Here is a 23,731-nt window from a genome sequence, read left to right on the forward strand (position 1 = left end):
GCAAAATGCCGGGATTTTGAAACACAATCAAGCCAGGTTCGTGAGATAGTCTCACCATGACGCATTATACCACCGTCAGGCCCCCGGAGGCCGCCCCGGACTGGACCATTCCGCAGGATTGGGAAAGGTACAGCGCGGACGAACATGCCATGTGGGACCACCTGTTCGAGCGCCAGACGCGGCTGCTGCCGGGGCGGGTGGCGCCGGCCTTTCTCGAAGGGCTGGACATTCTGCGCCTGTCGAAGCCGGGTATTCCCGATTTTGCCGAACTCAACGCCCGGTTGATGGATGCAACCGGATGGCAGGTGGTCGCGGTGCCGGGGCTGGTGCCCGATGCGGTGTTTTTCGACCATCTGGCCAATCGGCGTTTCGTGGCCGGGCGCTTTATCCGCACGCCCGAACAGATCGACTATCTGGAAGAACCCGATATTTTCCACGATGTCTTTGGCCATGTCCCCCTGCTCGCCAACCCGGTCTTTGCCGATTACATGGAGGCCTATGGCCGGGGCGGGCAAAGGGCCGGAGAACTCGGCGCGATTGAGAGGTTGGCGCGGCTCTATTGGTACACGGTGGAATTCGGGCTGCTGCGCGGGGCCGACGGGCTGCAGATCTATGGCGCGGGCATTGTTTCTTCTTTCAGCGAATCGATCTTCGCTCTCGATGATCCCTCGCCCAATCGGATTGCTTTCGACCTGCGGCGCGTGATGCGCACGCTTTACCGCATCGATGATTTCCAGCAGACCTATTTCGTGATCGACAGTTTCGAGGACCTGTTGCGCCAGACGGTCGAAAATGATTTCGCCCCGCTCTACCGCGCCTTGCAGGGGGCGAATGATATTGGCGCGGCCGATGTTCTGGACAGCGACCGGGTCGACCATCGCGGCACGCAGGATTATGCCCATGCCAAAGCCCTTTCAGCCGGAAAGCACAACGCATGATGATGACCGAGCAAGCCATTCTTGACGCCCTGACAGATCTGCCGGGCTGGAGCTATGATGCGGCGCGCAAGGCGATCCACCGCCGCATCATCCTCAAGGATTTCCCGCAGGCTCTGGCGCTGATGGTGCGGATCGGGGTTGAGGCGGAAAAGCGCGACCACCATCCCGAATGGACCAATGTCTATAACCGGCTCGACATCTGGCTGACCACGCATGATGCGGGCGGGGTTTCCCGCCGCGATGTGGATCTGGCCGGGTGGATCAACGGCGTGATCTGAACGGCAAGGCGCGCGCCCGGCGCAGGGGGCATCCGGGCGCACGCCATATCGCCGTCACTCGCCGTGGGGCTGGAACAGATCCTTGTAAAAGCCCTCGGTCCTGACCGTGATCTTGACCGGAACCTCGCCCTTGTTGCGGAAATACCAGCCATGGCGGCCTTCAAAGGGGGCGGTGAAATCGCCCTGCCCGCCGGTGCTGGCCAGTTCCTTCCAGTAATCGGTGAACTGCCCTTCTGCGGCATGTTCGACCTCACCATGCATTTCGGCCTTTACCGGGCCGCCGGTTGCGGTCCAGCGAAAGACGAAACTGTCGCCCTTGGCCATATGGGCCTTGATTTCCTGCCCGCTGTGCGGGGGCAGGGTGATGGTCATTTCATCCTGCCGCCATGGGGTGGCTCGCTCGATGGTCTGGCGGGTGGGCGTGGCCGATACCGCCGCATCGGCAGGCGCAGATGCGGGCTTTTCCGGAGCGCCGGCCACCATGCCCTTCAGCCCCAGCGCCGCCCCCGCCCCGGTCGGATCGATATTATATTCGGCGGGCAGCACGAACAGCGTAAGAATGGCCGCCGCCGCGATGCCCGCGCCCAGTGTGGCCTTGGCAAGACCCGAGGGCGAAGGGCGGATGGCGGCAGGTTCGATCATCGTCGTCATCATCAGGCCCCTTTTGCGAAATAGCCGGTCAACTGGTAACCGATCAGAACAAAGCCCGCCGTCATCAGCGCGGCATTGGCGAGAATAGCGCTCCGCCGGAAACTGTCGCTCAAGCGCCAGAGATTCATCAGCAGCAGGATGACGGTCAGCGCCATGAACTGGCCCATTTCCACCCCGATGTTGAAACTGACCAGATTGGCGAACATGCCGTCGCGCGCCAGAGTCAGCTCCTGAAGCTTTGTGGCCAAACCAAAGCCGTGAAAGAAGCCGAAGATCAGCACCGCCGCCTTGGGATTGGGGGCAAAGCCGAACCATGTGCGGAAACCGTTGAGATTGTCGATGGCCTTGTACACCACCGACAATCCGATGATCGCATCGATCAGGAACGGATTGGCGCGAATATCCAGCATCACGCCCAGCAGCAGCGTCGTGCTGTGCCCCAGCGCAAACAGCGTGACATAGGCCGCCACATCCTTCAGCCGATAGAGAAAGAAGATCACCCCGGCCAAAAACAGCAGATGGTCATAGCCAGTCACCATATGTTTGGCGCCCAGATACATGTAAGGAATGATGTTGACGCCCGAGGCCCCCTCGATAAACGCCTTGTCATTCTCGTTGACGCCATGGGCCATCGCGGACGAAGCCAGGGCGGCCAGCATCAGCCCGGTGAGCGGGAGCGTGACCCGTCTCACCGGTGAGGAATGGATCACGCTTTTCATGATGCCCCGCCTTTAATTCGCCTGAAAACTGGCGAAAATCTTGGCCCCCGATTTGTCGACCAGGGCGACGACCAGCTTGGCGCCTTTCGCGGGCTTGAAACCTGCGGCGCTCAGCTTGTTGGCGCCTGCCGGAACCAGCTTGGCCTCGGTCTTGGCCGTGCCTGCGGTCTGGGTCAGTTTGGCGGTGTAATTGGCCGCCATCACCGGCTCATCCTCCTCGGTCAGGTAAACGTCGACGCCCTTGGGCGTGGAAACCAGCTCGACCAGCGTTTCGCCCTGCATCTGCACCTGCCCGCCATGCTGGGGCTTCATGCTGCCATGGGCGATGGCGATGCCGGGGATGGCGATACCGGGGATGGCGATACCGGGAAGGGCGGCAAGAGCAAAAGCAGCGGCAAAGAATTTCTTCGTCATGATGAAAACTCCTGACTGAAAGGGATTATTCCGGCGCGTGGGGCAGGACGAAAGAGAGCGAGGAGCGATATTCGCTGTGATCGGCCTTCTTCGCATCATCGGCCGGGCCGACATAGATCGCCATGATCACATTGATACCCTGATTGCGTAAGCGTATCGTGGCCGTGCCGTCGGGGCCGGTCTTGACGCCCGCCTCATCGGGATCGTTGACGTAATCGGACATGATCGTCGCGCCCGCTATCGGCTTGCCCTTATACATGGCCCGCACGGTGAAAGGTTCGCCCATCTTCTGCGGGATGGTGGTGGTCGCGGGGACGAGCTGCAACGTATGCCCCTCGATCAGCGGCACGGGCTTGGTCGGCATCTGCGTCAGATGGACGGCATATTTCCAATTATGCTCGGCCAGCGTGGCATTGGGCACTTCGTCGCGGCCCTTGTTGTGCCATTCGCCATCGGGCGTCTTGGTCCACAGGCCATAGTCCATGGCGGCGGCCACAATGGCGACGGGTTCGTCACTGTCGACCACCGGCACAATGCCCGCGGTGCGCAAGGAAACCTTGACCGGCAGACCCTGCGCATCAAACCCCTTGACCGCATTGATCAGCGGCAGACGCTTGACCGCATCCAGATCATCGGCCCCCACCCCATAGACCAGCGCCAGTTGCCGCGCGCGTTGCGCAAACCAGATGCCATGGGCATCGGCCACCGGGGCCAGCGCGGTCAATCCCACCATCAGCCCCACCCCGAACAGGAGCTTGCGACCCGGCATTTTGCGAGAGGTAATCATTGTCACGAACTCCCCGTTTTGCGGCAGTTTCGGGCCCTTTTCGCCCGTTGGTATGGACAGCTTATGGACAGTTTTGCGGGCCGGCTGCCGAATTTGCGCGCGCCACGGAATGCGGTCACAAATTTGCCATGCGGCGCGGCATATATAGCCGACGCCAAACCGCCCCGAATCCGGCCCGCGAAAGGCGGATGAAAGCGCGGTTGCGGACGGCCCGGCATCATGCTGTTTCAACCCCTTTCCGACGCATTTTTCTCGCGCCGCAGCAACCATCCGCACAGCGCGGGCAGCACGAAAAGCGTCAGCACTGTGGCCGTCAGCAATCCGCCCACCACCACCGTGGCCAGCGGCTTTTGCACCTCGGCCCCCGTGCCCGTGGCAATCGCCATCGGCATGAAACCAAGGCTGGCCACCAGCGCCGTCATCAGCACCGGGCGCACCCGCTCCATTGCGCCTGCGATCACGGCGGCATCGCTGTCCTGCCCCTCGGCCATCCGCTTGCGGATCGCGGAAATTAGCACCAGCCCATTGAGAACCGCCACACCCGACACCGCGATAAAGCCCACCGAGGCCGAGATCGAAAACGGAATGCCACGCAGCGCAATGGCAAATACCCCGCCTGCCAGCGCCATGGGCACCGCCGTCAAGACCGTGGCGGTCAGCGTCAGGCTGCCGATGGCCATGTAAAGCGCGGCCGCGATCAGGATGAAGCACAAAGGCACGATGATCATCAGGCGCTGCGTTGCGGCCTGAAGGTTCTGGAACTGGCCGCCCCATTCGATATATTCGCCCGGCGCCAGGCGGATCTTTTCGCCGATCCGCTGCTGGGCCTCATCGACAAAACCGCCCAGATCGCGGCCCGAAACATTGGCCTCGACATAGATGCGGCGCTTGCCATTGTCGCGGCTGACCTCGTTCAGCCCCTCGGTAAAGCGGAATTGCGCCAGTTCGCGCAAAGGCACCGAAGCGCCCCCCGAAGCCAGCGGGATCGGCAGCGCGCCCAGCAGATCGAGATTGTCGCGCTGATCCGCAGGAAGACGGACGACGATATCGAAACGCCGGTCGCCCTCAAAAATCTGCCCCGCGCTGCGCCCGCCCAGCGCCGCCGAGACGGTATTGGCCACGCCCTCCATCGTCAGGCCGTAACGCGCAATCGCCGCCCGGTCGAAGGCGATGTCAAAGGTCGGGAAACCGCCGGTCTGCGCCACGCGCACGTCCACCGCGCCTGGCACTTTTTTCAAAACCGCCGCGATCTCCTTGGCATTGCGCGCCATGACGTCCAGATCGTCGCCATAAAGCTTGACCGCGACATCGCTGCGCACACCGCCGATCAATTCGTTGAAACGCATCTCGATGGGCTGGGTCGCGTCATAGGCATTGCCGACCATCGCCTCCATCTTCTTGCGGATGCGGGCGATCACCTGATCCTTGGTGGTCACACCTTCGGGCCACTCGCTCTTGGGCTTCAAAATCACATAATTGTCCGAGGCATTGGGCGGCATCGGATCGGCAGCCAGACTGGCCGTGCCCGCCTTGGAATAGACGGTCTTCACCTCCGGCAGGGTCAGCAAAGCGCGCTCGATGGGCAGGTCCATCTCGACCGATTTCTCAATCGTGGTCGAAGGAATGCGCACCGAGGACAGGTTGAGGTTCTGCTCGTCCAGCGTGGGCATGAATTCGCGCCCGACAAACAGGAACGTCACCACGCCCAGCAGCAGAATGCCCGCCCCCGCACCGATGAACGGTCCCGGCCGCGCCACCGCCCGCCTCAGCCAAGGCTCATAGCGATGCTTGGCCGCGACAATTGCGCGCACTTCCCTGTCCTCGACCGAACCGGTGAACATCACCGCGATCAGCGCCGGCACAAAGGTGAGCGAGAGCACAAAGGCCGAGGCCAGCGCCAGCATCAGCGTAAGGACCATGGGCGAGAACATCTTGCCCTCCACCCCCTGAAAGGTCAGGCAGGGCAGGAAGACGAGGAAGATCACGATCTGGCCATAGACCGTGGGGCGCACCATTTCCTTTGAGGAAGCAATGACTTCCTCCAGCCTTTCGTGCAGGCTGAGCAAGCGCCCTTCATGCGCCTGCCGCTCGCCCAGACGGCGCAGGCTGTTTTCGACAATGATGACCGCGCCGTCGATGATGAGGCCGAAATCCAGCGCCCCCAAGCTCATCAGATTACCCGAAATATGCAGCCCGTTCATGCCAATCGCGCTGATCAGCAAGGACAGCGGAATGACCAGCGTGGCGATCAGCGCCGCGCGCCAGTTGCCCAGCAGCACGAAGAGGATGATGATGACGAGCCCAGCCCCTTCGGCCAGATTCTTCGCAACCGTCGTGATCGTGGCCAGCACCAGTTGCGAACGATCCAGCGTGGGCACAATGCGGATGCCGGGGGGCAGAGTCCGCGCGATCTCCTGCAATTTGGCGCCCACCGCGCCCGCCACCGTCCGGCTGTTCGCGCCCACCAGCATCAGCGCCGATCCGATCACCGTCTCATGCCCATCGCGACTGGCCGCGCCGCGCCGCAATTCGCCGCCGATTTCCACGCGGGCCACCTGCCCCACGGTGATCGGCACCCCGCCGCGCGTGGCGACAACGGCGCGGGCGATCTCGTCAATCGAATGGACCCGCGCATCGGCCCGTACCAGATAGGCCTCGCCCGAACGCTGAATATAATTGGCGCCCACCGAGACATTGGCCTTTTCCAGCGCCTGCACCAAATCGTCATAGGACAGGCCAAAGGCCGCTGTCTTGGCCGGATCCGGCTCGACCAGATATTCCTTCACATAACCGCCCAGCGAATCCACATCGGCCACGCCGGGAACGGTGCGCAATTGCGGCCGCACGATCCAGTCCTGCACCGTGCGCAGATAGGCCAGTTGCGCCACCCGGTCGGTCAGGCGCTCGCCCTGATCGGTCAGGAAACTGCCGTCACTTTGCCATCCCGGTTTACCGTCAGCGCGGGGCGCGCCCTTGCCATCGGGATGTTCAAATTCAACGCTGTAGTGGAAAATCTCGCCCAGACCGGTGGAAACCGGCCCCATCTGCGGCTGCGCGCCTGTGGGCAGGCTGGCGCGCGCCTGATCCAGCCTTTCGCGCACCTGCTGGCGCATGAAATAGAGGTCGGCGCTTTCCTTGAAGATCACCGTGACCTGGCTGAACCCGTTACGCGAAAAGGAGCGCGTGCTTTCCACGCCATCAAGGCCGGACAGCGCCGTCTCGATGGGAAAGGTCACGCGCTTTTCCACCTCGACCGGGGAAAGCGTCTCGATGATCGTGTTGATCTGCACCTGCTTGTTGGTGATATCAGGCGTCACGTCGATGGGCAGCAGGTTGAGCTGCCACGCACCGATGGCGGCCACCACCGCCGTGATGAACAGCACCAGCCATCGCCCATGGACCGATGCGGCAAGGATGCGCGCCATCATTCCTCTTCCCCGGCGCCCTTGGTGGCTTCGGCCTTGAGCAAAAAGGCGTTGCGCGTGGCAATCGCCGCTCCGGCCCCGATGCCCGACAGGATCTGCGCCATGCCCCCGCTGCGTGCTCCCACCAGCACCGGCTGGGCGCGAAAACCGCTCTTGGTGCGGACAAACACCACATCGCGGCCATCGAGCACCTGCACCGCCTCCTCCGGCACGGAAAGGCTGGATTTGCCGCCCCCCGCGCTGGCGCGAATACGGACCTGAAGCCCCTGCCCGATCAGCAGCGAGGAACCTGCATCGGGCGTGATCACCACGGTTGCGGCCTGACTGGCGCCATTGAGGGTCGGGGTGATCGAGCGGACCTTGCCCGCCACCGTCGCGCCCGAAGTCAGCACGATGCTGACCGGATCGCCCGGCGCGATGCGGCGCGCGTCCTGCGCGCCCACAGAGGCCTCGACCTGCATCGCGCCATCGGCGGCGACACGGAACAATTCGGCCTGCGGCTCGACATAGGCGCCAAGCGTTGCATCCTGCGCGGTGATCCGGCCCGCAATGGGGCTGACGATGGCCACGGTTCCGCCCGGCCCGCTGACATGGGCGGCGCGGACCACGGCGGCGGCCCGGCGCGCCTCGGCCTGCGCCACGGCCAGCGCCGATTGCGCGGCCTCCATATCCTGACGTGGGGTAACGCCCTGTTTGAACAGACTCAATTCACGCTCATAGACGCGGCGCGCCTGTTCAGCCTTGGATGCGGCCACGCTGCGGTCGGCGGAAAACCCGGCGGCATCGAGGCTCTCGACCAGCGCCAATGTTTCTCCGGCCCGCACGCTGTCGCCCAGCCGTTTGGTGATCCGCGCGATCGCGCCCGAGGCTCGCGCCACCACGATGGCCTCGCCCTGCGGGCTGGCGGCAACATGGGCAGGGGCAAGGATCTCGCCGCCCGCGCCGCCGGCCTCAACCTTGCCGATGACGATATTGGCCGTCTGCAGATAGGCATCGGGCAATGCCAAGTCGACCGGCCCGGCTTTGACGGCGGGTTTGGCCTCCACCGGCGCAGGCGCGGCGGGCGCGGTCCAGCGGGCGATGCCGAAACTGGCCAGAGCGGCGGCGGCGGCGATCCCGCCGATCATCGGCCAGTTTTGCTGGCGGGGGGCATCCATCACAAATCTCCGAAAGCAAGGCGGCCATCGATGCGGGCCAGCGTGGCCAGCGCACCGATCCGGGCAAGGCGGGCATCAATCGTCAGCGCGCGGGCATCGCCCAAGGCGCGGCGCAGGGTGAGCAGGTCAAGCAGCGCGGTCTTGCCCGATTCATAGCCGATACGGGCAAGGCGGTAGGCCTCGGCGGCGGCCTCCTCGCTTTCGGCGGCGGCCTTGAGCCGGGCCGACGACGCGGCGACCTGTGCCAGCGCCTTGCCCCGCAAGGCTTCGCTGGCCAGTTTGGTGGCGGCAAGGCGCTGCTCTGCGGCCTCGGTGCGGGCCTGCGCGGCGGCGATACCGCCCCGGTTCTGGTTGAAGATCGGGATCGTGGTGGTCACGCCCAGCACGAAACCGGTCTCGCGGCTGCCGCCAAAACGGCGCAGGCCGCCGGTCAGGCCGATGTCGGGGATCGCCTTGCTGCGCTCGACCCGGACCTGCGCAGCCACAGCATCACGCTCGGCCTGCGCGGTGGCCAGTGCGGGGGAGACGCCCTCGCCCGGCCCCATCGGCGCGCGCCTGTCGTCCAGCAAAGAGGCCGGAACGCCGCTGTAGCTTTGCTCCACCCCCGCCAGCACAGAAAGATCGGCCAGCGCGCCGCTCAGGCTGGCATCGGCGGCGGCGCGGGCGGCAATGGCTCCCGACAGGCTGGCCTGCGCCTGCGCGGCGCGCAGCCTTGCCTCCTTGCCCGCGACCACCAGAGCCTGCGCGGCCCTCAAATCCTCCTGCGCCCGCGCCACATCGTCCTGCGCCAGTTGCAGGCGCTGCTGCATCGCCTCGGCCTGCGCATAGGCGATGGCGAGCTGGGCGGCATAATCGACCTGCACCTGCGCCCCGCGCGCCTGGGCCGCACGCAATTCGGCATCACTGGCGGCGATGCGCGGCCCCCGCTGGGCCAGTTCCAGCGGCTGGGTGATGGCCAGCGTGGTTTGCGGCGTGCTGGGGCTGTTGTTGACTGAACTGCCGCCGATATTTTCAAATTCCACGCCCACGGCGGGGTTGGCCCATGCGCGGGCCTGACGGGCATCGGAACGCGCCGCGCGCAGATTGGCGTCCTGTTCGAGCAGGACCGGCGCCCGCTCTATCGAGCGGCGCAGCAATTCGCGATAGGGCGGCGCCATTTCCGCGCGCGCCGCCATCGGAACGGTCAGCAGCGACAGAAGCGCGCAGGCGGCAAGGCGTGATGACGAAATGACGAAAACTCCCCACAAAAGCCGGTTTTATCGGCTCTCACGGGGATCTACGCGCCGCGCGCTGCCTTCCCCTCGGCCTGCTGCATTTTTTCCTGATCGAGCAGCGCGGCAAGTTTGATGCGCGCCCGCGCCACTCGCCCCTCAATACTCTTGATGCTGATCCCCAGCGCCAGAGCGGCCTCGGGCTGGCTCATGCCGACAATCGCGGTCAGCACCAGCGCCTCGCCAAGGCCGCCTTCAAGGCTGCCCAGCCGGGCGCGGATATGGGCAAGCTCACTGGCGGCCATGGCAAGGCGTTCCTGATCGGGCGCATCGTCGGCCATGTCGGGGCGCTCATCCAGCCTTTGCGCGCCGAACAGAAAGGCGCGCACCCGGCGGCGGCGGCGCATATCGCGCATCTTGTTGATCGCAATGCGAAACAGCCAACCGCGAAAGGGCCGCGCCGGATCATATTGCGCCAGATTGCGCCATGCCGCGATAAAACTTTCCTGCACCACATCATCGACATCGGTTTCGGGCATGCCAAAAGCGCGCGCCGCCTGCGCCAGCGATCCGCCATGGCGCGTCATCAGGATGGTATAGGCGCGCCGGTCCCCCTCCACCGCCCGCAAGGCCAGCACGCAATCGGCATCGGCCGAATTCACCGGGGGCCGCGCCGCAGCGCTTCGATCAGGACCGCATCATAGGCGGCGCGATGCTCGGGCTTTAACCCGGCGCGCATTTCAAACACATGGACCAGCGTGGCGCGTTGCAGATCGGCGGCGGCCTTTTCCACATCGCGCGTGGCCGCCTCCACCTGCGGCGACCAGCTGGGCGTGCGGGCAATCGCATCGGCAAGGCGACCATTGGCCATTTGCAGATCGCCTTCAATGGCCGCCCGCCTTTCGGCAAAGGCCTTTTCCTTGGCGTCCAGCGTGACCTGTTCCTGCGCGTCGAGCGGCACGGCGTGGTGCAGTCGCTGGTGCAGATCGGAATCGCGATGCCCGGCCGCATCCCACGCCATGGCCAGCGCTGTTGCCACGACCACACCGATCAGCGCCCCGGCAACGGTGGAGAGCATCAGGCGGCTGGAGGATGAAATCATCTCAATGACCGATCAGCAGGCTGTAGGGAGAAGATTGCGAAGGCGCCGCGATCCATGTCGGCTGGGTCTTGGCCTGCGCGATTTGGTCGGCGCCGCCGATCGCCCAAAATCCCGCGATGGCGGCAAAACAGGCACAGAGCATCGCCCGCCGCGCATCGCGGCGGCCCGCCATGGCCATGGGTGTCGGCTCGTCGCCCAGCCTTTGCTCCAGCGCCGCAAAGGTCGCCTCCAGCCCGTCGCCGGGGATATTGCCGGCCGCGCGGGCCAGCCAATCGTCAATCTGTGCCACCCATTTCTCCTTCGCTCCACAGGCACTACGCATGTCGGCCCGGCTTCCCCTCAAGGGTAGGATCGAAAGAATGTCATGCAAGCCCGGCCCGCCCTATTTCGCCGCCGGAAAAACCGGTCATGTCGTCACCGGCTATTACCAACAGGCGAGCGCGAGGGCCTACAGATTGGCGCCATCCCGTCATGCCAACACAGGACATTGCCCATGGCCGCCAAACGCATCCTCCTCCTTGCCGGTGATTTCGTCGAAGATTATGAAATCATGGTGCCCTTTCAGATGCTGCTGATGGTAGGCCACACGGTTCACGCCGTTTCGCCCGGCAAGGCGGCGGGCGACCAGATTGCCACTGCGATCCACGATTTCGAGGGCCATCAGACCTACAGCGAAAAGCGCGGCCATAATTTCACGCTCAACGCCGCCTATGCCGATGTGAAGGAGGGCGATTACGATGCCCTGCTGATCCCCGGCGGCCGCGCGCCCGAGCAATTGGGCACTGACGAAAGCGTCCTTGATCTGGTGCGCGCCTTTGCCGCCGCGGGCAAGCCGATTGCGGCCGTATGCCATGGGCCGCAATTGCTGGCCGCAGCGGGCGTGATTGCCGGGCGCCGGATTTCGGCCTATCCTGCCTGCCGCGCCGAGGTCATGCTGGCGGGCGCGGATTATCAGGCGCTGCCCATGGACGGGGCGATCACCGATGGCCCCTTTGTCACCGGCCCCGCCTGGCCCGCCCATCCGGCATGGATCGCCCAGTTCCTGAAGGTGTTGGGCACAACAATCGAGGCATAAGCGAAAGGCGGCTTTCATGTGCGAACTCTATGTGCGGGCAGACCCGATCCTCTATGAAAGCCGCACCCGCTCTCTGCGCATCCATGGCGTGGTCACCACCATCCGACTGGAAAACCTGTTCTGGGATGTGCTGAGCCAGATTGCCGCCGAGGATGGGATGACGACCAACCAGCTCATCACCAAATTGTGGGATGAAATTCTGGAATGGCGCGGCGAGGTGCCCAACATGGCCTCGTTCCTGCGCGTCTCCTGCCTGCGCTATCTGGACAGCAAGCGGGCGGGCGAGCTTCCCCGTCCTGTGGCGCTGCGCTCGGTCTGACGCCGGGGCGGGGCAGGTTTTTCTGCCCTTGGACATTTCGACAAATTGCCCCCCCGATGGTCCCGGCCTATGCACGCGCCACCATGGAAGCAATGCGCATCCTGATTCGCGACAAGCGCTGGCTGGCGATCACCCTGATCGTGCTGGCTCTGGCCCTGCGCGCCATGGTTCCGCAAGGTTATATGCCGGTCGCCCATGGGCGGGTGCTGAGGGTGCAGATCTGCGCCGATGCCACCGGCATTCCCCATCAGCGCCAGATTATCGTGCCGGGACGGCCCGCCGCGCCCGCCGATGATCGCACGGATCATCCGGCCTGCGCCTTTGCCGGCCATGCCATGCCGATGCTGGGCGGGGCCGATCCGGTTCTGCTGGCGGCGGCTCTGGTGTTTATCCTGCTGGTCGGGGTTGCTCCGGTTGCCCCCGCGCCGCGCGCACGCCCGCAAAGGCTGCGCCCTCCCCTGCGCGCGCCGCCGATCCATCCCTGATTCATGACACATACCGGCCCCGGGCGTTGGTCCCGCGGGCTGCGCTTCTCATGCGGCTGCCGCGCAAGCAGCGGGCAGGCCGCGCCAATTGAACAGGGATATTCATGAAGACCACTCCTCTGGTGCTGGCGTTGATCGCCGGTGCCTCCTCGCCTGCGCTTGCCCAACATAGCGCCCCGAAGCAGCCCTACGTACTGCCCCCCGTCGATGTGGAAACCGAGGGCGCCAGCAATGCGCCCCAGACCACCACCATGACCATCACCAGCCAGACCCTGCGCCATCTGGCCCCGGCAAGCAGCGATGTGGGGGCGATCCTGACCCGCCTGCCCGGCCTTGCGGGCAATACAGGCGGCGGCTTTTCCACCATGCCCACGATCCGGGGCCTGAGCGAACAGCGCCTGATCGTTCTGGTCGACGGACACCCCATCGACAGCGCCTGCCCCAACGACATGAACCCGCCGCTCAGCTATACCGACCCCCAGACGGCGGGCGCGATCGATGTCATCACCGGCGTCTCTCCGGTCAGCGCGGGCGGGGATGCGATCGGGGGCGTCATCTCGGTCAAGAGCGCCGCGCCCCGTTTCTCAACCGATGGCCGCCTGCTGATCACCGGCGAGGGGCAGACCTATTATCGCAGCAATGACGGCGGCTTCGGCTCGGGCCTGACGCTGACCGTGGCGGGCAAGCAGATTTCAGCGACCTACAGCGGCAGCTATGCCAAGGCGCAGAACTATCACGCCGGGGGCGATCTGGGCGTGGTCCATGCCACGCAATATGCCAAGACCGACCACAAGCTGGCGCTGGCCTATCAGGGCGCCATCGGGCTGATCGAGCTGGCGGGCGGCTACCACCATTCGGCCTATGAAGGTTTCCCCAATCAGTTCATGGACATGACCGGGAACAACTCATGGTTCCTCAACACCCACTATCTGGGCAGCTTCGACTGGGGCACGGTAGACCTGAAGGCGGATTACCGCGCCACCGATCATCAGATGAACTTCCTGACCGACAAGGGCGGCGCGGCCGATGGCGGCATGCCGATGAACACGCGGGTGCGCTCGGGCGGCTATACGCTGGCGGTGGATCTGCCCTTGGCGCCGGGCACGACGCTGCGCATGGGCAGCGAATATCGCCACCAGCGCCTCAATGACTGGTGGCCCCCGGTGGCGGGCAGCATGATGATGGGGCCCAACACCTATCTCAACGTCAATAACGGGCGGCGCGAACGCATCGCCGCTTATGTCGAGGCGCAAAAGCGCTGGGGTGAGGCATTTTCCCTGACCGCAGGGGGCCGCTATGACCGGGTCAATATGAACACCGGCACGGTGGCCCCCTATTCCACAGGCATGATGAGCATGGCTGATGCCATGGCCGCCACCGCCTTTAACGCCGCCGATCATCAGCGGCATTTCAACGACTGGAGCGCCTCGCTGATCGGGCATTACACGCCGGTACAGGGCCTCGCATTAGACCTTGGCTATGCCCACAAGACCCGCGCGCCCAACATCTATGAACTCTACACATGGGGCCAGGGGGCGATGTCGAGCCAGATGATCGGCTGGTATGGTGACGGCAACGGCTATTTCGGCAATCTTGCCCTGAGGCCCGAGCGGGCCGACACGATCAGCGGATCGGCCACCGTTTCGGGCGGCGGCAAACAGGGCTGGTTCGTCAAGGTGGCGCCCTATTACACCCATGTGAACGATTATATCGACGCGCGCCGGATCAAGGTCTTGAGCAATATGATGGGGATGCCCGGCCCCTTTGTGCAATTGCAATTCGCCAACACAGAGGCCGAGTTCTACGGGATCGACCTGTCGGGCGCGGCCACACTGTGGCAGGGCGGCCGCTATGGTCAGACCCGCCTGTCGGGCACGCTGTCATGGGTGCATGGCCAGAACCTGAGCGCCCAAACACCACTCTATCATCAGATGCCGCTCAACATTCTGGCCAGTGTCGAACACCGGATCGGCGGCCTGAGCGCGGCCGTCGAGGTCAATTGGGTGGACCGCAAGACGCGCATTGATCCGGCCCGCAACGAGCCGGTGACGCGGGCCTATGCGCTGGTTCATCTGCGCAGCGCCTATGAATGGCGCCAATGGCGGCTGAGCGTGGATGTCGAGAACCTCTTCGACAGGGCCTATGACCTGCCGCTGGGCGGGATGGCGCTGGGCGATTACAGCGCGAGCGGTGGAGCGGTGCTGCGCCCTGTGGCCGGTCGCGGGCGGTCGGTCAATGTCGGCCTCTCACGGCGGTTCTGAAGGCATGGTGATGGGGGCGCCCTGTCGCTATGGCGTCGCCGGGCGCCCCTTGCGCGAAAGGCTGGCCGGGGCTGGCGCTGCGGCGCTGGTCCATGGCTTGGCGCTGGGGGCCGCGCTGGCCTTCAGCGGCGACCCTAGCCCGCCTCAGCAGCAGGATCGGGCCGCCATCACCGCCATCACCTTCGCCGCGCCCGCGCCCCGGCCATCAGGGCGCGGGTCCGCAGCAAGGCCTACCGCCGCCATACACCAGTCGCAGGACCCGATACCGACTGAGGTTTCGACGGGGATCTCCATCGCTGCTCCTCCGGCGCTGTCGCCCACCGTCGCGGCCATTGTCGCATCCGTTTCTCCTGCCCCGCCGGCGGCTCTCCCCGCCGCCCCGCCGGTCAAAGCGGATCTCTCCGCGCAAAGGAGCGCCTATCTGCATCGTCTCTGGCTGCGGATCATGGTCTGCCGCCCGGCCGGTCTGGGGCTGAACGGGACGGTGAGGCTGGCCTTCAGGCTGGATGAGACGGGCGCGCTCACCCACGCGCAAGTGGTCGGCCCCAGCGGGACGGCCCTGCTCGACCGCGCCGCGTTGCAGGCCTTGCGCCGGGCCGCACCTTTTCCGGCGCCACCCGAGGATATGCGCCCCGGCATTGAGGATTTCGAGGTGGAGATCCGGTTTGGCTGATTGGTCACGAGCGCTTAGGGGCTTGACCTTGGGCCGCTGGGCCACAACCATGGCGCGATGAAGTGGTTCCCCTCCCATCCGTTGCTGCGCGCGGCGGTGATCTTGCGCCAATGGCTGCGAGGCAGCGAACTTGCCTTCATCCTGCTGGCCGTGGCGGTGGGGGCGATGGCGGGGCTGACCACGGCGGCGCAGAGCTGGCTGGCGCATGGGATGCAGGGGCTGATCTATGGCGTCGCGGCCAACCGGCTGAGCGCGCTGGGTGCCATTCACCATCCGTGGAAGCTGCTGGCGCTGCCGCTGGGCGGGGTGGCGCTGGTCGCGCTGGCGCGGCTGTTGGCGCGCCGCCCCGGCCCCACTAGCGCCAGGCCGCCCATTGACGTTGTGGAGGCCAACGCGCTGCATGGCGGGCGGATCCCCGCGCTCGACAATCTGATCATCGGGGTGCAGACGATTCTGTCCAACGGCTGCGGCGCCTCGGTGGGGCTGGAGGCGACCTATGCCCAGATGGGCGGCGGGATGGCCTCGTTGCTGGGGCAATGGTTGCGGCTGCGGCGGGCCGATCTGCGCAATCTGGTGGGCGCGGGCGCGGGCGCGGCGGTCGGGGCGGCCTTTGGCGCGCCGCTGACGGGAGCCTTCTATGCCTTTGAGATCGTGATCGGGGCCTATAGCACGGGGGCCGTTGCCCCGGTGATCGCGGCGGCGCTGGCGGCGGCGCTGGTGCTGCGCGGGATGCATAACGAGCCCTATCTGATCGCAACGACGGTTTCGCGCGCGATCACCATCGTCGATTATGGCGCCTATGCTGTGCTGGGGGCCTTGTGCGCGCTGATGGGGATCGGCGTGATGCGTCTGGTCACGCTGGCCGAGCGGGGGTTTCAGGCATGGCCCGTGCTGGCGCGTTGGCGGCCGGTGGCGGGCGGAGTGTTGCTGGCGGGGCTGGCGCTGCTTTCGCCCCAAACGCTCTCGTCGGGGCATGGCGCGCTGCATCTCGATCTGCTGCTTGCGCCGCCGGTCTCGCTGCTGCTGTTCGTGATGGCGCTCAAGATCGCCGCCTCGGTGATCTCGCTGGCCAGCGGGTTTCGCGGCGGGCTGTTCTTTGCTTCGCTTTTCCTCGGCTCGCTGCTGGGTCAGGTGTTTGGGCAGGTGTTCAATCTCAACCCTTGGGGGCTGGTGCTCTCGCCTATTGATGCCGCGCTGGTGGGCATGGCGGGGCTGAGCGTGTCCATCGTGGGCGGACCGATGACGCTGGCGCTGCTGATGCTGGAAACCACGCATGATTTTGCGCTGATGGGCGTGGTGCTGACCGCCGCGCTGGTTTCGGCCAGCATCACGCGCGAGGTTTTCGGCTATTCCTTCTCGACATGGCGGCTGCATGTGCGCGGCACCGACATACGCAGCCCGCGCGACATCGGCTGGATGCTGACGCTGACTGCCGGGCGGATGATGCGGCGCGACTGGACCAGCGTGCGGGGCGACATGCCCATCGCGCAATTTCGCGACACCGTGCCGCTGGGCGCGACCAGCAAGGCGATCGTGACCGATGCGGACGGCCATTATTGCGGCATCGTGGCCACCGCCGCGGCCCATGCGCCCCATGCCGACCCGCTGGCGCCGGTCGGTTCACTGGCGATGCTGGCCGACGCCACGCTGATGCCCGCGATGGGGATCAAGGCGGTGCTGGCCAGTTTCGACAGCGCGATGGCCGACGAACTGGCCGTGGTGGATGCGCAGGGGCAGGTCGTCGGCGTGGTCAGCGAGCGCCACGCGCGGCGGCGCTATCTGGAAGAAATCGAGGCGGCCCAGAGGCAGATGTTCGGCGAAACCTCACGCTGATCCGATAGATCAGACCTTGCCCGCATAGCGGTCGGTCGCGTGGATCAACCGGTCCAGAATGCCCGGCTCCGAATAGGCATGGCCGGCTCCCTCGATCAGATGGAAATCCGCCTCGGGCCATGCCTTGTGCAGCGCCCAAGCGTAATGCGCCGGGCAAGGCATGTCATAGCGGCCATGGACGATGGTGCCGGGAATGTGGCGCAACCTGTCGGCATCGCGCAGCAATTGCCCCGGCTCCAGCCAGCAGTCATGCACGAAATAATGCGTTTCCAGCCGGGCGAAGGCCAGCGCGAAATGGCCATCGTCATGCTGGGCCGACATGGCCGGATCGGGCAGCAAGGTGATCGTCTCGCCCTCATATAGGCTCCATGCCCGCGCCGCCTCGATCTGCTCCTCGCGCGTGCCGGTGGTCAGGCGGCGATGATAGGAGCGCAGGACATTGCCGCGCTCTTCCTCGGAAAGAGGGGCGATAAGGCGTTCGTATTTGTCGGGAAACATTTGCGACACGCCAAACTGATAGAACCAGTCCAGCTCCGGACGCGAACACATGTAGATGCCGCGCAGGATCAATTCGCTCACCCGCTGCGGATGCTTCTGGGCATAGGCCAGCGCCAGCGTCGAGCCCCATGATCCCCCGAACACCAGCCATTGCTCGGCCCCGACCAATGCCCGCAAGCGCTCGATATCGGCCACCAGATGCCATGTCGTATTCGCCTCCAGCCCGGCATGGGGCGTCGAGCGCCCGCAGCCGCGCTGGTCAAACAGGATCACGTCATACAGCGCCGGATCGAACAATTGCCGATGCGCTGGCCCAACGCCTCCGCCCGGCCCGCCATGCAGGAACACCGCCGGTTTGGCCCCCGGCGTGCCGCAGCGCTCGTAATAGATGGCATGGCCCTCGCCGGTGTCGAGCATACCGGAGGCATAGGGTTCGATCGGGGGATAAAGTGTCCGCAACATCAGGCCATTGTGCGGGATGACGGGTGGAATGGAAAGGGGTGAATGGCCCCTCGCCCGCCCCCTAAAAAACTTGCGCCTTTCTCAGTCCTCCTCGACCGGCCGGGCAAGATAAAGCACATGTTCGCGCACATCGGCCGGCCATGCCGCCATCGCCAAGGTCAACGCGGCCATGTCATCGGCAAATAAAGCGCGGCTCACCGTTTCGAAATCGGGGAAATTGCCTGCCAGCGCCGCCATGAAGCGATAGGTCCGCTCATGGGCCAGGCGCGTTGCGGTGCGGCCTTTGTCCTCCTTGCGCGCCTGATCGACCAGACGCCGCAGCGCCTGAGAGGCCCCACCGGGCTGTTGGGCCAGCCAGTCCCAGTGGCGCGGCAGGAGCGTCACCTCCCGCGCGATCACGCCCAGTTTGGGGCGGCCGCGTTTGCGCGTCTCCGGTTGCGCCCCCTGATAGGCGGCCAGTCGGGAGATAATCTGTGCCGTGGTCCCGCGCAGGTCGATGTCGATCTGCGCCCCGGTGGCATCGTCAAAGATCAGGACCGGGTCCGGAGCATCATCCATCCGCGCATTCGCGGCCAGCGCGACATCCGCCAGATCACCTGCGGCCAGCTTTTGAGCACCGACAAAGGCGGTGCAGGGCGTCGAGAGAGGGTTTTCATTCATTTTGCCCAGATGAATTATTTCCCCTTGTGAGTCAATATATCCGGGTAATATAAGCAAAGGCGACCAAGGAAAGGAAGCACAATGACCCAGCAAAGCAGACGCGAAGCCGTGGCGGCCTATAAGGAACGCAAGGTCGAGGCGGGCATCTACGCCCTGCGCTGCCTCGCTTCCGGCCAGTTGTGGATCGGCAAGGCCGCCGACCTCTCCACCATCCGGAACCGCCTGTGGTTCACCCTGCGGCTGGGCGGCAATCCCCATCGCAGCCTGCAGGAGGCATGGACGCTTCACGGGGCGGACGCCTTCACCTTCGAGGTGGTGGAATGCGTGAAGGAGGAGGATCTGCGCTTTGGCCGCGAACGCGCGCTCAAAAAGCGCCTCGATCACTGGCTGGCGGAATGGGGCGGCACAGGGATTTGAGCGGCGGGCGTCAGCCCCCGATGGCCCGCGCTTTGCCCTTGCCCGCGCCCTTCGCGATGTTGCTGGCGAAATAGATGTCGCGTGCCTCGTTGATGAAGCCGATCATCAGATCGTGGACGCGCAGGCCGTCGCGCCGCTCAAAGGCATGGAGCAGTTCCAGCGTCAATTCGACCACCAGACGCTGCGCCTCCGGGTCGATCACCGTGCGGCGGCGAACGATCAGCACCTGATCGACAAAGCGCTGGATCGAGGCGGCCATCCGCTTGTTGGGCACCAGATCCAGCCAGACCTGACGAAACTGGTTGTTGGCGTCCATCAGCCCTTCGGTATCCCCCGCAACCTGCGCGCCCTCGGCCAGTTCATAGGCCCTGCGCAAGGCGGCCAGATGCCCGGCCTCCAGCAGCGGACAGGCCGATGCGGCCGCTCTGGGCTCGAGTTGCAGGCGGACCTCGAAAATCTCGGCCACATCCTGATCGGACAATTGCGGCAAGGCAAAGCCGCGCGTCGTGCCCACCAGATAACCTTCGTGAACCAGCAGCAGCAAAGCCTGACGGGCGGGCATACGCGAGACGCCGAATTCGGCCGCGATGGCCGTGTCGACGATCCTTTCGCCATCCTTGATCTGGCCGCGCTGGATGCGTTTCAGGACTGCCTGATAGATGTCCGGGCTGCCGGATGAAGCGTTCGCAGGAACAATTTTGTCAGACGTGCTCATGTGCTTCACCCTCAAAACTGAATTCGGATTGCACCTCTGACCCGCGCTGTCCAGCCCATTTTCAAAGCCGTCATGCGCCCGTCTCCAGCGCGCCCGCATACCACAGGGCCGCGCCATCGCGGCCAGCCTCCTGGCGCAGGCGAACCGGCGCGCCATCGGCCAGCCCCGCATCGACAAAGGCGATGATGCGCAAACCGCATGCCAGATGCACCGTGCCGATCCGCAGCGGCAGATCACCGGCAAAATCCGGTTCCAGACTGCGATGGACGATGGCGCTGACGATCAGCCGCCCCTCGCCCGTTTCCTCCACCGACCCCAAGGCATCGGCCAGACAGACACGGCACAGATCGCGCGGAGGATATTGCCGCGCCCCGCATTGGGCGCAGGCCTGCAGGGTGATGCTCATACCCGCCCCTCCAGCACCGCCGCCGCCGTGGCCAGACAGCGATCATAAGTCACCATGCCATAGCCGCTGGCCAGCGCCAGACGCGCGCCCGGCACCCGACGCCCCAGCGTTTGGCCGGTTATCTGCCGCAGCGCCTCGACCACCGGCAGAAAGCCGCCCGCCGCCCCGGCCTGGCCGCAGGAAAGCTGACCGCCCGACGTGTTGACCGGCAAGGCGCCGTCGATAGTCAGCGAGTTATGCCGCAAAAACTTGGCCGCCTCACCCTTGGCGCAAAAGCCCAGATCTTCGAGCTGCATCGCCACGATGACCGGATAATCATCATAGACCTCCAGACAATCCATCGCCTCCGGGCCGACACCGGCCTGCGCATAAAGACTGTCACGGTCCATCGCCCAGCCCGCCCGCACCGCCACCGGCTCGTCGAAATAGGCGTTGTGCCGCTCGATGCTGCCCCGGATCACGGCATGGGGCAGGCCCAGCGCGCGGGCCCTTTCCTCGCTCATCACAAGAAAAGCCTCGGCCCCCGCGCAGGGCATCACGCAATCGAACAGATGCAGCGGCTCGACAATGGCGGGCGCGGCGAGATATTGTTCAAGGCTCAAAGGCTTGCCCCCCAGCAAGGCATTGGGATTGCCCTCGGCATTGGCCCGCTGCGCCATGGCGATGGCCCCGAAATCGGCGCGGGTTGCGCCAAAACGCGCCATGTAATTCGCGGTGATCAGCGCGAACATGCCATTAGGCCCCGGCGCGCCATAGGGTCGCACGGCGGTATCGGAAAACCGGCTGAAATTGCGGACAAGCTCGGCAAAGCTGGCCGGATTGGCGGTATCGGCGCCGATACAGGCGACAATTGAGGCATCGCCCGCCTGCACCGCCCGCGCCGCGCGGCGCAGCGCCATCACCCCGCTGGCCCCGCCCGTGGGCAGCCATTCGATCCAGCGCGGGGCCATATCGAAATGTTCGGTCATGGCGATGGTCGTATCCGGCCCCATGGTGAAGGAGGACAGCGCCAGTCCGTCCACCTCCTGCTTGGTTATGCCCGCCGCCGCGATAACGTCATGCAGCGCCCGCCCGACCCACCAATGGGCGGGCTTGTCGCTGTGGCGGGCATAGCGCACCGTGGTGGGCGCCACGACGGCCACTCCATCGAAGGGCTGCACCGCCATCAGCCCGCCGCCGCCCGGACAGCACGCGCCACCTTATAGCCTGCTGCTTCACGGTCCCAGGTGTCGGGCGTGATGCCCATTTCGCGCAGACGGAACTTCTGGACCTTGCCATTTTCCGTGGTCGGCAGCGCATCGGCAAAGCGCAGATAGCGCGGCACCGAAAAATAGGTCATGCGCGGCTGACAGAAATCGAGAACCGCCTCGGGCAAGAGCGCCGCCCCGTCGCGCAGGACGAGCGAGGCCATCACCTCATCCTCGCCATGTTCGCTGGGCACCGGATAGACCGCCGCGATGGCGATGTCGGGATGGGACAGCAGGACCTGTTCGACCTCGAAGGCGGAAATATTCTCGCCGCGACGGCGGATCGCGTCCTTGATCCGGTCCATGAAATAGAAACGCCCCTCCGCATCGCGCCACACACGGTCGCCGGTATGCAGCCACAGATTGCGCCAGGAGGCCGCCGTTTGCGCGGGCATCTCATGATAACCGGCGGCAAAGGCATGGGGGTGTTTGGCGCGCAGCAGCAATTCGCCCGGCGTCCCATCAGGCAGCGGATTGTCATCCTCATCGGCCACGATGGCCTCATAGCCGGGGCGCACCTTGCCCATGCAGCCGGGCAGAGGGTCGCCCCCGCCGATCACGAAATTGCTCTCCGTCGCGCCGTATCCGTCGATCAGCGCTATGCCGTAGCGCCGGGCAAAGGCGGCATGAAACTGGGCCGGGACACCGGGGGCCAGGGCGCGGCGCACCCTGTCGGCGGCATCATCGGGCTGATCCGGGGTGGCCAGCAGGATCGACACCATCGCACCCAGCAGATAGGTCACCGTGGCGCCATGCCGGGCCAGGGCGGCGCTGAAACCGCTGGCCGAAAAGCGGTCCATCACCACCAATTGCGAGCCCGACAGCAACGCCTGAAAGAAGGCCCCCAGCGCGTTGACGTGAAACAACGGCAGCGTGGTGAGCAGCACATCCTCGGCCTCAATCTCCAGCACGTCGATGCTGTTGAGGCCCCACCAGAAGAACTGCGCCTGAGGGCAGCAGACGCCTTTGGAGGGGCCGGTCGTGCCCGAAGTATAGATGATCATCGCGGTATCGGCCGGGCCGGTGGGTGCGGGCTCACGCGGCGCGCCCGGCTGGGGCACGGGGCACAGCGCCCATTCTCCGGCGGTGTCGGGCAAGGCATCTTCGCCCCGCGCGGGCAGCACCCAGATCGCGTCGAGCGCCAGATCGCTGCGCGGAACATAGGCCATGGCCTGCACCACATCGGCCTCCGCCACGAGCAGGCGCGCGCCGCTATTGGCGAGGATATGCTGCAATTGCGCCCCACGCGCGGCGCGGTTGATCGGCACCGCAATCGCGCCCATCCAGATTGTGCCCAACAGCATATCGAAAAATTCCAGCCGGTTGCCGCAAAGCAAGGCCAATCGGTCGCCCGCTTCGATCCCCGCCCGCGCCAGCCTTGCCGCGCTGCGTCCGGCGCGTTCGGCAAGATCGCGCGCGGAAAACACCGCCCCGTCGATCAGCAGCAGCGGCGTATCGCCCGCCGTTTCGCAGCGACGTTGGAGCATGGAGACAATGGAACGCTGATCCGGCGCAAAGGCATCGATCAATCGCGACGCCCGTGGAGAGAATTGCGCGGGAAATTCTGGCATAGACATGGGGACTTCCTGAAAAATCGGGAGAGACGGACCGCCATCGCGGCCCTTTCAAAGAATGGTGAGAATGTCGCCCAGCGGACCCTCGGCGCCCGGCAGATCGCCCCGATTGTGGCGGATCGGCAGGCGCCCGCCGTCGAGAGACAGGACATGGGTGACGCGGGCGTGAAAGGTCGTCCGGGCCGAGGATGTCCTTTGCCCCACCATCAGACAGGAGCGGACGATGTGGGTGGCGTCATAGTCTCCAGAGCCGGCAGCCCGAGATTCATCGCCGGCAAAGATCCACGCGCGGCCAAAATGCGCCGCATTTCCAGCTGGAAGACATCCGGATCGACATAGACCGATCTGTGAACGCGCATAGACTGTATTCTATTTTTCAGATCCACTGGCGGCACCATCTTTCCTGTCCGACATCGAGTCGCGC

26 protein-coding genes are annotated in these 23,731 nt (G+C 65.1%); 9 read left to right on the plus strand and 17 right to left on the minus strand.

The window, feature by feature from the left end:
- Positions 1 to 56: 56 nt before the first annotated feature.
- On the plus strand, positions 57 to 938 hold the full coding sequence (phhA, locus tag FHW92_RS03700; protein WP_168601841.1) for a phenylalanine 4-monooxygenase: 882 nt from the start codon (positions 57 to 59) through the stop codon (positions 936 to 938).
- Positions 938 to 1,216 carry a 4a-hydroxytetrahydrobiopterin dehydratase gene (locus tag FHW92_RS03705; protein ID WP_168601842.1) on the plus strand — a complete coding sequence of 93 codons (279 nt, stop codon included), beginning with the start codon at positions 938 to 940 and terminating at the stop codon, positions 1,214 to 1,216. Before phhA ends, FHW92_RS03705 begins: the two co-directional genes overlap by 1 nt.
- A gap of 54 nt (positions 1,217 to 1,270) precedes the next feature.
- Here the strand turns inward: FHW92_RS03705 and FHW92_RS03710 are convergent, their stop codons facing one another.
- The 10 genes from FHW92_RS03710 to FHW92_RS03755 all read right to left on the minus strand — a co-directional run bounded on the left by FHW92_RS03710 (position 1,271) and on the right by FHW92_RS03755 (position 10,971).
- Positions 1,271 to 1,870: a hypothetical protein gene (locus tag FHW92_RS03710; protein WP_246869881.1), complete on the minus strand. Its 600-nt coding sequence runs from the start codon at positions 1,868 to 1,870 to the stop codon at positions 1,271 to 1,273.
- On the minus strand, positions 1,870 to 2,586 hold the full coding sequence (locus FHW92_RS03715) for a HupE/UreJ family protein (protein ID WP_168601844.1): 717 nt from the start codon (positions 2,584 to 2,586) through the stop codon (positions 1,870 to 1,872). The genes FHW92_RS03710 and FHW92_RS03715 overlap by 1 nt, the downstream gene beginning before the upstream one ends.
- Positions 2,587 to 2,598: 12 nt before the next feature.
- The gene (locus FHW92_RS03720) at positions 2,599 to 3,000 is read right to left on the minus strand and encodes a hypothetical protein (protein ID WP_210428346.1); all 402 of its coding nucleotides are present in this window, start codon (positions 2,998 to 3,000) and stop codon (positions 2,599 to 2,601) included.
- A 25-nt stretch (positions 3,001 to 3,025) separates the two neighbouring features.
- Complete coding sequence (locus FHW92_RS03725) at positions 3,026 to 3,787, minus strand: DUF4198 domain-containing protein (RefSeq protein ID WP_246869882.1); 762 nt, start codon at positions 3,785 to 3,787, stop codon at positions 3,026 to 3,028.
- 227 nt (positions 3,788 to 4,014) lie between these two features.
- The gene (locus FHW92_RS03730) at positions 4,015 to 7,215 is read right to left on the minus strand and encodes a CusA/CzcA family heavy metal efflux RND transporter (RefSeq protein ID WP_168601845.1); all 3,201 of its coding nucleotides are present in this window, start codon (positions 7,213 to 7,215) and stop codon (positions 4,015 to 4,017) included.
- On the minus strand, positions 7,212 to 8,369 hold the full coding sequence (locus FHW92_RS03735; RefSeq protein WP_168601846.1) for an efflux RND transporter periplasmic adaptor subunit: 1,158 nt from the start codon (positions 8,367 to 8,369) through the stop codon (positions 7,212 to 7,214). Before FHW92_RS03735 ends, FHW92_RS03730 begins: the two co-directional genes overlap by 4 nt.
- Entirely contained in the window at positions 8,369 to 9,544 is a 1,176-nt protein-coding gene (locus tag FHW92_RS03740; protein WP_168601847.1) for a TolC family protein, read from the minus strand. Before FHW92_RS03740 ends, FHW92_RS03735 begins: the two co-directional genes overlap by 1 nt.
- A 101-nt stretch (positions 9,545 to 9,645) precedes the next feature.
- A complete protein-coding gene (locus tag FHW92_RS03745; protein ID WP_168601848.1) occupies positions 9,646 to 10,242 on the minus strand; it encodes an RNA polymerase sigma factor in 597 nt (198 codons plus the stop codon).
- Positions 10,239 to 10,682, minus strand: a complete 444-nt coding sequence (locus FHW92_RS03750) for a periplasmic heavy metal sensor (RefSeq protein ID WP_168601849.1) — start codon at positions 10,680 to 10,682, stop codon at positions 10,239 to 10,241. The genes FHW92_RS03745 and FHW92_RS03750 overlap by 4 nt, the downstream gene beginning before the upstream one ends.
- Position 10,683: 1 nt before the next feature.
- On the minus strand, positions 10,684 to 10,971 hold the full coding sequence (locus tag FHW92_RS03755) for a CnrY/NccY family anti-sigma factor (RefSeq protein ID WP_168601850.1): 288 nt from the start codon (positions 10,969 to 10,971) through the stop codon (positions 10,684 to 10,686).
- 204 nt (positions 10,972 to 11,175) lie between these two features.
- Here FHW92_RS03755 and FHW92_RS03760 point away from each other — a divergent pair, with 204 nt between their 5' ends.
- The 6 genes from FHW92_RS03760 to FHW92_RS03785 all read left to right on the plus strand — a co-directional run bounded on the left by FHW92_RS03760 (position 11,176) and on the right by FHW92_RS03785 (position 17,328).
- On the plus strand, positions 11,176 to 11,757 hold the full coding sequence (locus tag FHW92_RS03760; protein ID WP_168601851.1) for a DJ-1/PfpI family protein: 582 nt from the start codon (positions 11,176 to 11,178) through the stop codon (positions 11,755 to 11,757).
- Between the two features lie 16 nt (positions 11,758 to 11,773).
- Positions 11,774 to 12,076 carry a ribbon-helix-helix domain-containing protein gene (locus FHW92_RS03765; RefSeq protein ID WP_168601852.1) on the plus strand — a complete coding sequence of 101 codons (303 nt, stop codon included), beginning with the start codon at positions 11,774 to 11,776 and terminating at the stop codon, positions 12,074 to 12,076.
- A 56-nt stretch (positions 12,077 to 12,132) separates the two neighbouring features.
- On the plus strand, positions 12,133 to 12,561 hold the full coding sequence (locus FHW92_RS03770) for a hypothetical protein (protein WP_210428347.1): 429 nt from the start codon (positions 12,133 to 12,135) through the stop codon (positions 12,559 to 12,561).
- 104 nt (positions 12,562 to 12,665) lie between these two features.
- A complete protein-coding gene (locus FHW92_RS03775) occupies positions 12,666 to 14,822 on the plus strand; it encodes a TonB-dependent receptor (protein ID WP_168601854.1) in 2,157 nt (718 codons plus the stop codon).
- Positions 14,797 to 15,495 (plus strand): energy transducer TonB, encoded by a 699-nt coding sequence (locus FHW92_RS25650; protein WP_246869885.1) that lies wholly within the window; start codon positions 14,797 to 14,799, stop codon positions 15,493 to 15,495. The genes FHW92_RS03775 and FHW92_RS25650 overlap by 26 nt, the downstream gene beginning before the upstream one ends.
- Positions 15,496 to 15,552: 57 nt before the next feature.
- On the plus strand, positions 15,553 to 17,328 hold the full coding sequence (locus FHW92_RS03785) for a chloride channel protein (protein ID WP_168601855.1): 1,776 nt from the start codon (positions 15,553 to 15,555) through the stop codon (positions 17,326 to 17,328).
- Positions 17,329 to 17,337: 9 nt separating this feature from the next.
- Here the strand turns inward: FHW92_RS03785 and pip are convergent, their stop codons facing one another.
- Together pip and FHW92_RS03795 are read right to left on the minus strand one after the other, a co-directional pair.
- Complete coding sequence (gene pip, locus FHW92_RS03790) at positions 17,338 to 18,288, minus strand: prolyl aminopeptidase (RefSeq protein ID WP_168601856.1); 951 nt, start codon at positions 18,286 to 18,288, stop codon at positions 17,338 to 17,340.
- 81 nt (positions 18,289 to 18,369) lie between these two features.
- Positions 18,370 to 18,948: a DUF2239 family protein gene (locus tag FHW92_RS03795; protein ID WP_168601857.1), complete on the minus strand. Its 579-nt coding sequence runs from the start codon at positions 18,946 to 18,948 to the stop codon at positions 18,370 to 18,372.
- Between the two features lie 81 nt (positions 18,949 to 19,029).
- Here FHW92_RS03795 and FHW92_RS03800 point away from each other — a divergent pair, with 81 nt between their 5' ends.
- On the plus strand, positions 19,030 to 19,365 hold the full coding sequence (locus FHW92_RS03800) for a GIY-YIG nuclease family protein (protein ID WP_168601858.1): 336 nt from the start codon (positions 19,030 to 19,032) through the stop codon (positions 19,363 to 19,365).
- A gap of 10 nt (positions 19,366 to 19,375) precedes the next feature.
- Here FHW92_RS03800 and FHW92_RS03805 read toward each other — a convergent pair whose 3' ends face one another.
- From FHW92_RS03805 to FHW92_RS03825, 5 genes are all read right to left on the minus strand, one after another.
- The gene (locus FHW92_RS03805) at positions 19,376 to 20,080 is read right to left on the minus strand and encodes a GntR family transcriptional regulator (protein WP_168601859.1); all 705 of its coding nucleotides are present in this window, start codon (positions 20,078 to 20,080) and stop codon (positions 19,376 to 19,378) included.
- 70 nt (positions 20,081 to 20,150) lie between these two features.
- The gene (locus tag FHW92_RS03810; protein WP_168601860.1) at positions 20,151 to 20,486 is read right to left on the minus strand and encodes a zinc ribbon domain-containing protein; all 336 of its coding nucleotides are present in this window, start codon (positions 20,484 to 20,486) and stop codon (positions 20,151 to 20,153) included.
- Positions 20,483 to 21,652, minus strand: coding sequence for a thiolase family protein (locus FHW92_RS03815; RefSeq protein WP_168601861.1), 1,170 nt, complete (start codon positions 21,650 to 21,652; stop codon positions 20,483 to 20,485). The genes FHW92_RS03810 and FHW92_RS03815 overlap by 4 nt, the downstream gene beginning before the upstream one ends.
- A complete protein-coding gene (locus FHW92_RS03820; protein ID WP_349237640.1) occupies positions 21,652 to 23,310 on the minus strand; it encodes an ATP-dependent acyl-CoA ligase in 1,659 nt (552 codons plus the stop codon). The genes FHW92_RS03815 and FHW92_RS03820 overlap by 1 nt, the downstream gene beginning before the upstream one ends.
- Positions 23,311 to 23,358: 48 nt before the next feature.
- A complete protein-coding gene (locus FHW92_RS03825; RefSeq protein WP_210428348.1) occupies positions 23,359 to 23,514 on the minus strand; it encodes a hypothetical protein in 156 nt (51 codons plus the stop codon).
- Positions 23,515 to 23,731 lie beyond the last annotated feature (217 nt).

Origin of the sequence: Novosphingobium sp. SG707 (assembly GCF_012275515.1) — a bacterium.
Taxonomy (GTDB): Bacteria; Pseudomonadota; Alphaproteobacteria; order Sphingomonadales; family Sphingomonadaceae; genus Novosphingobium.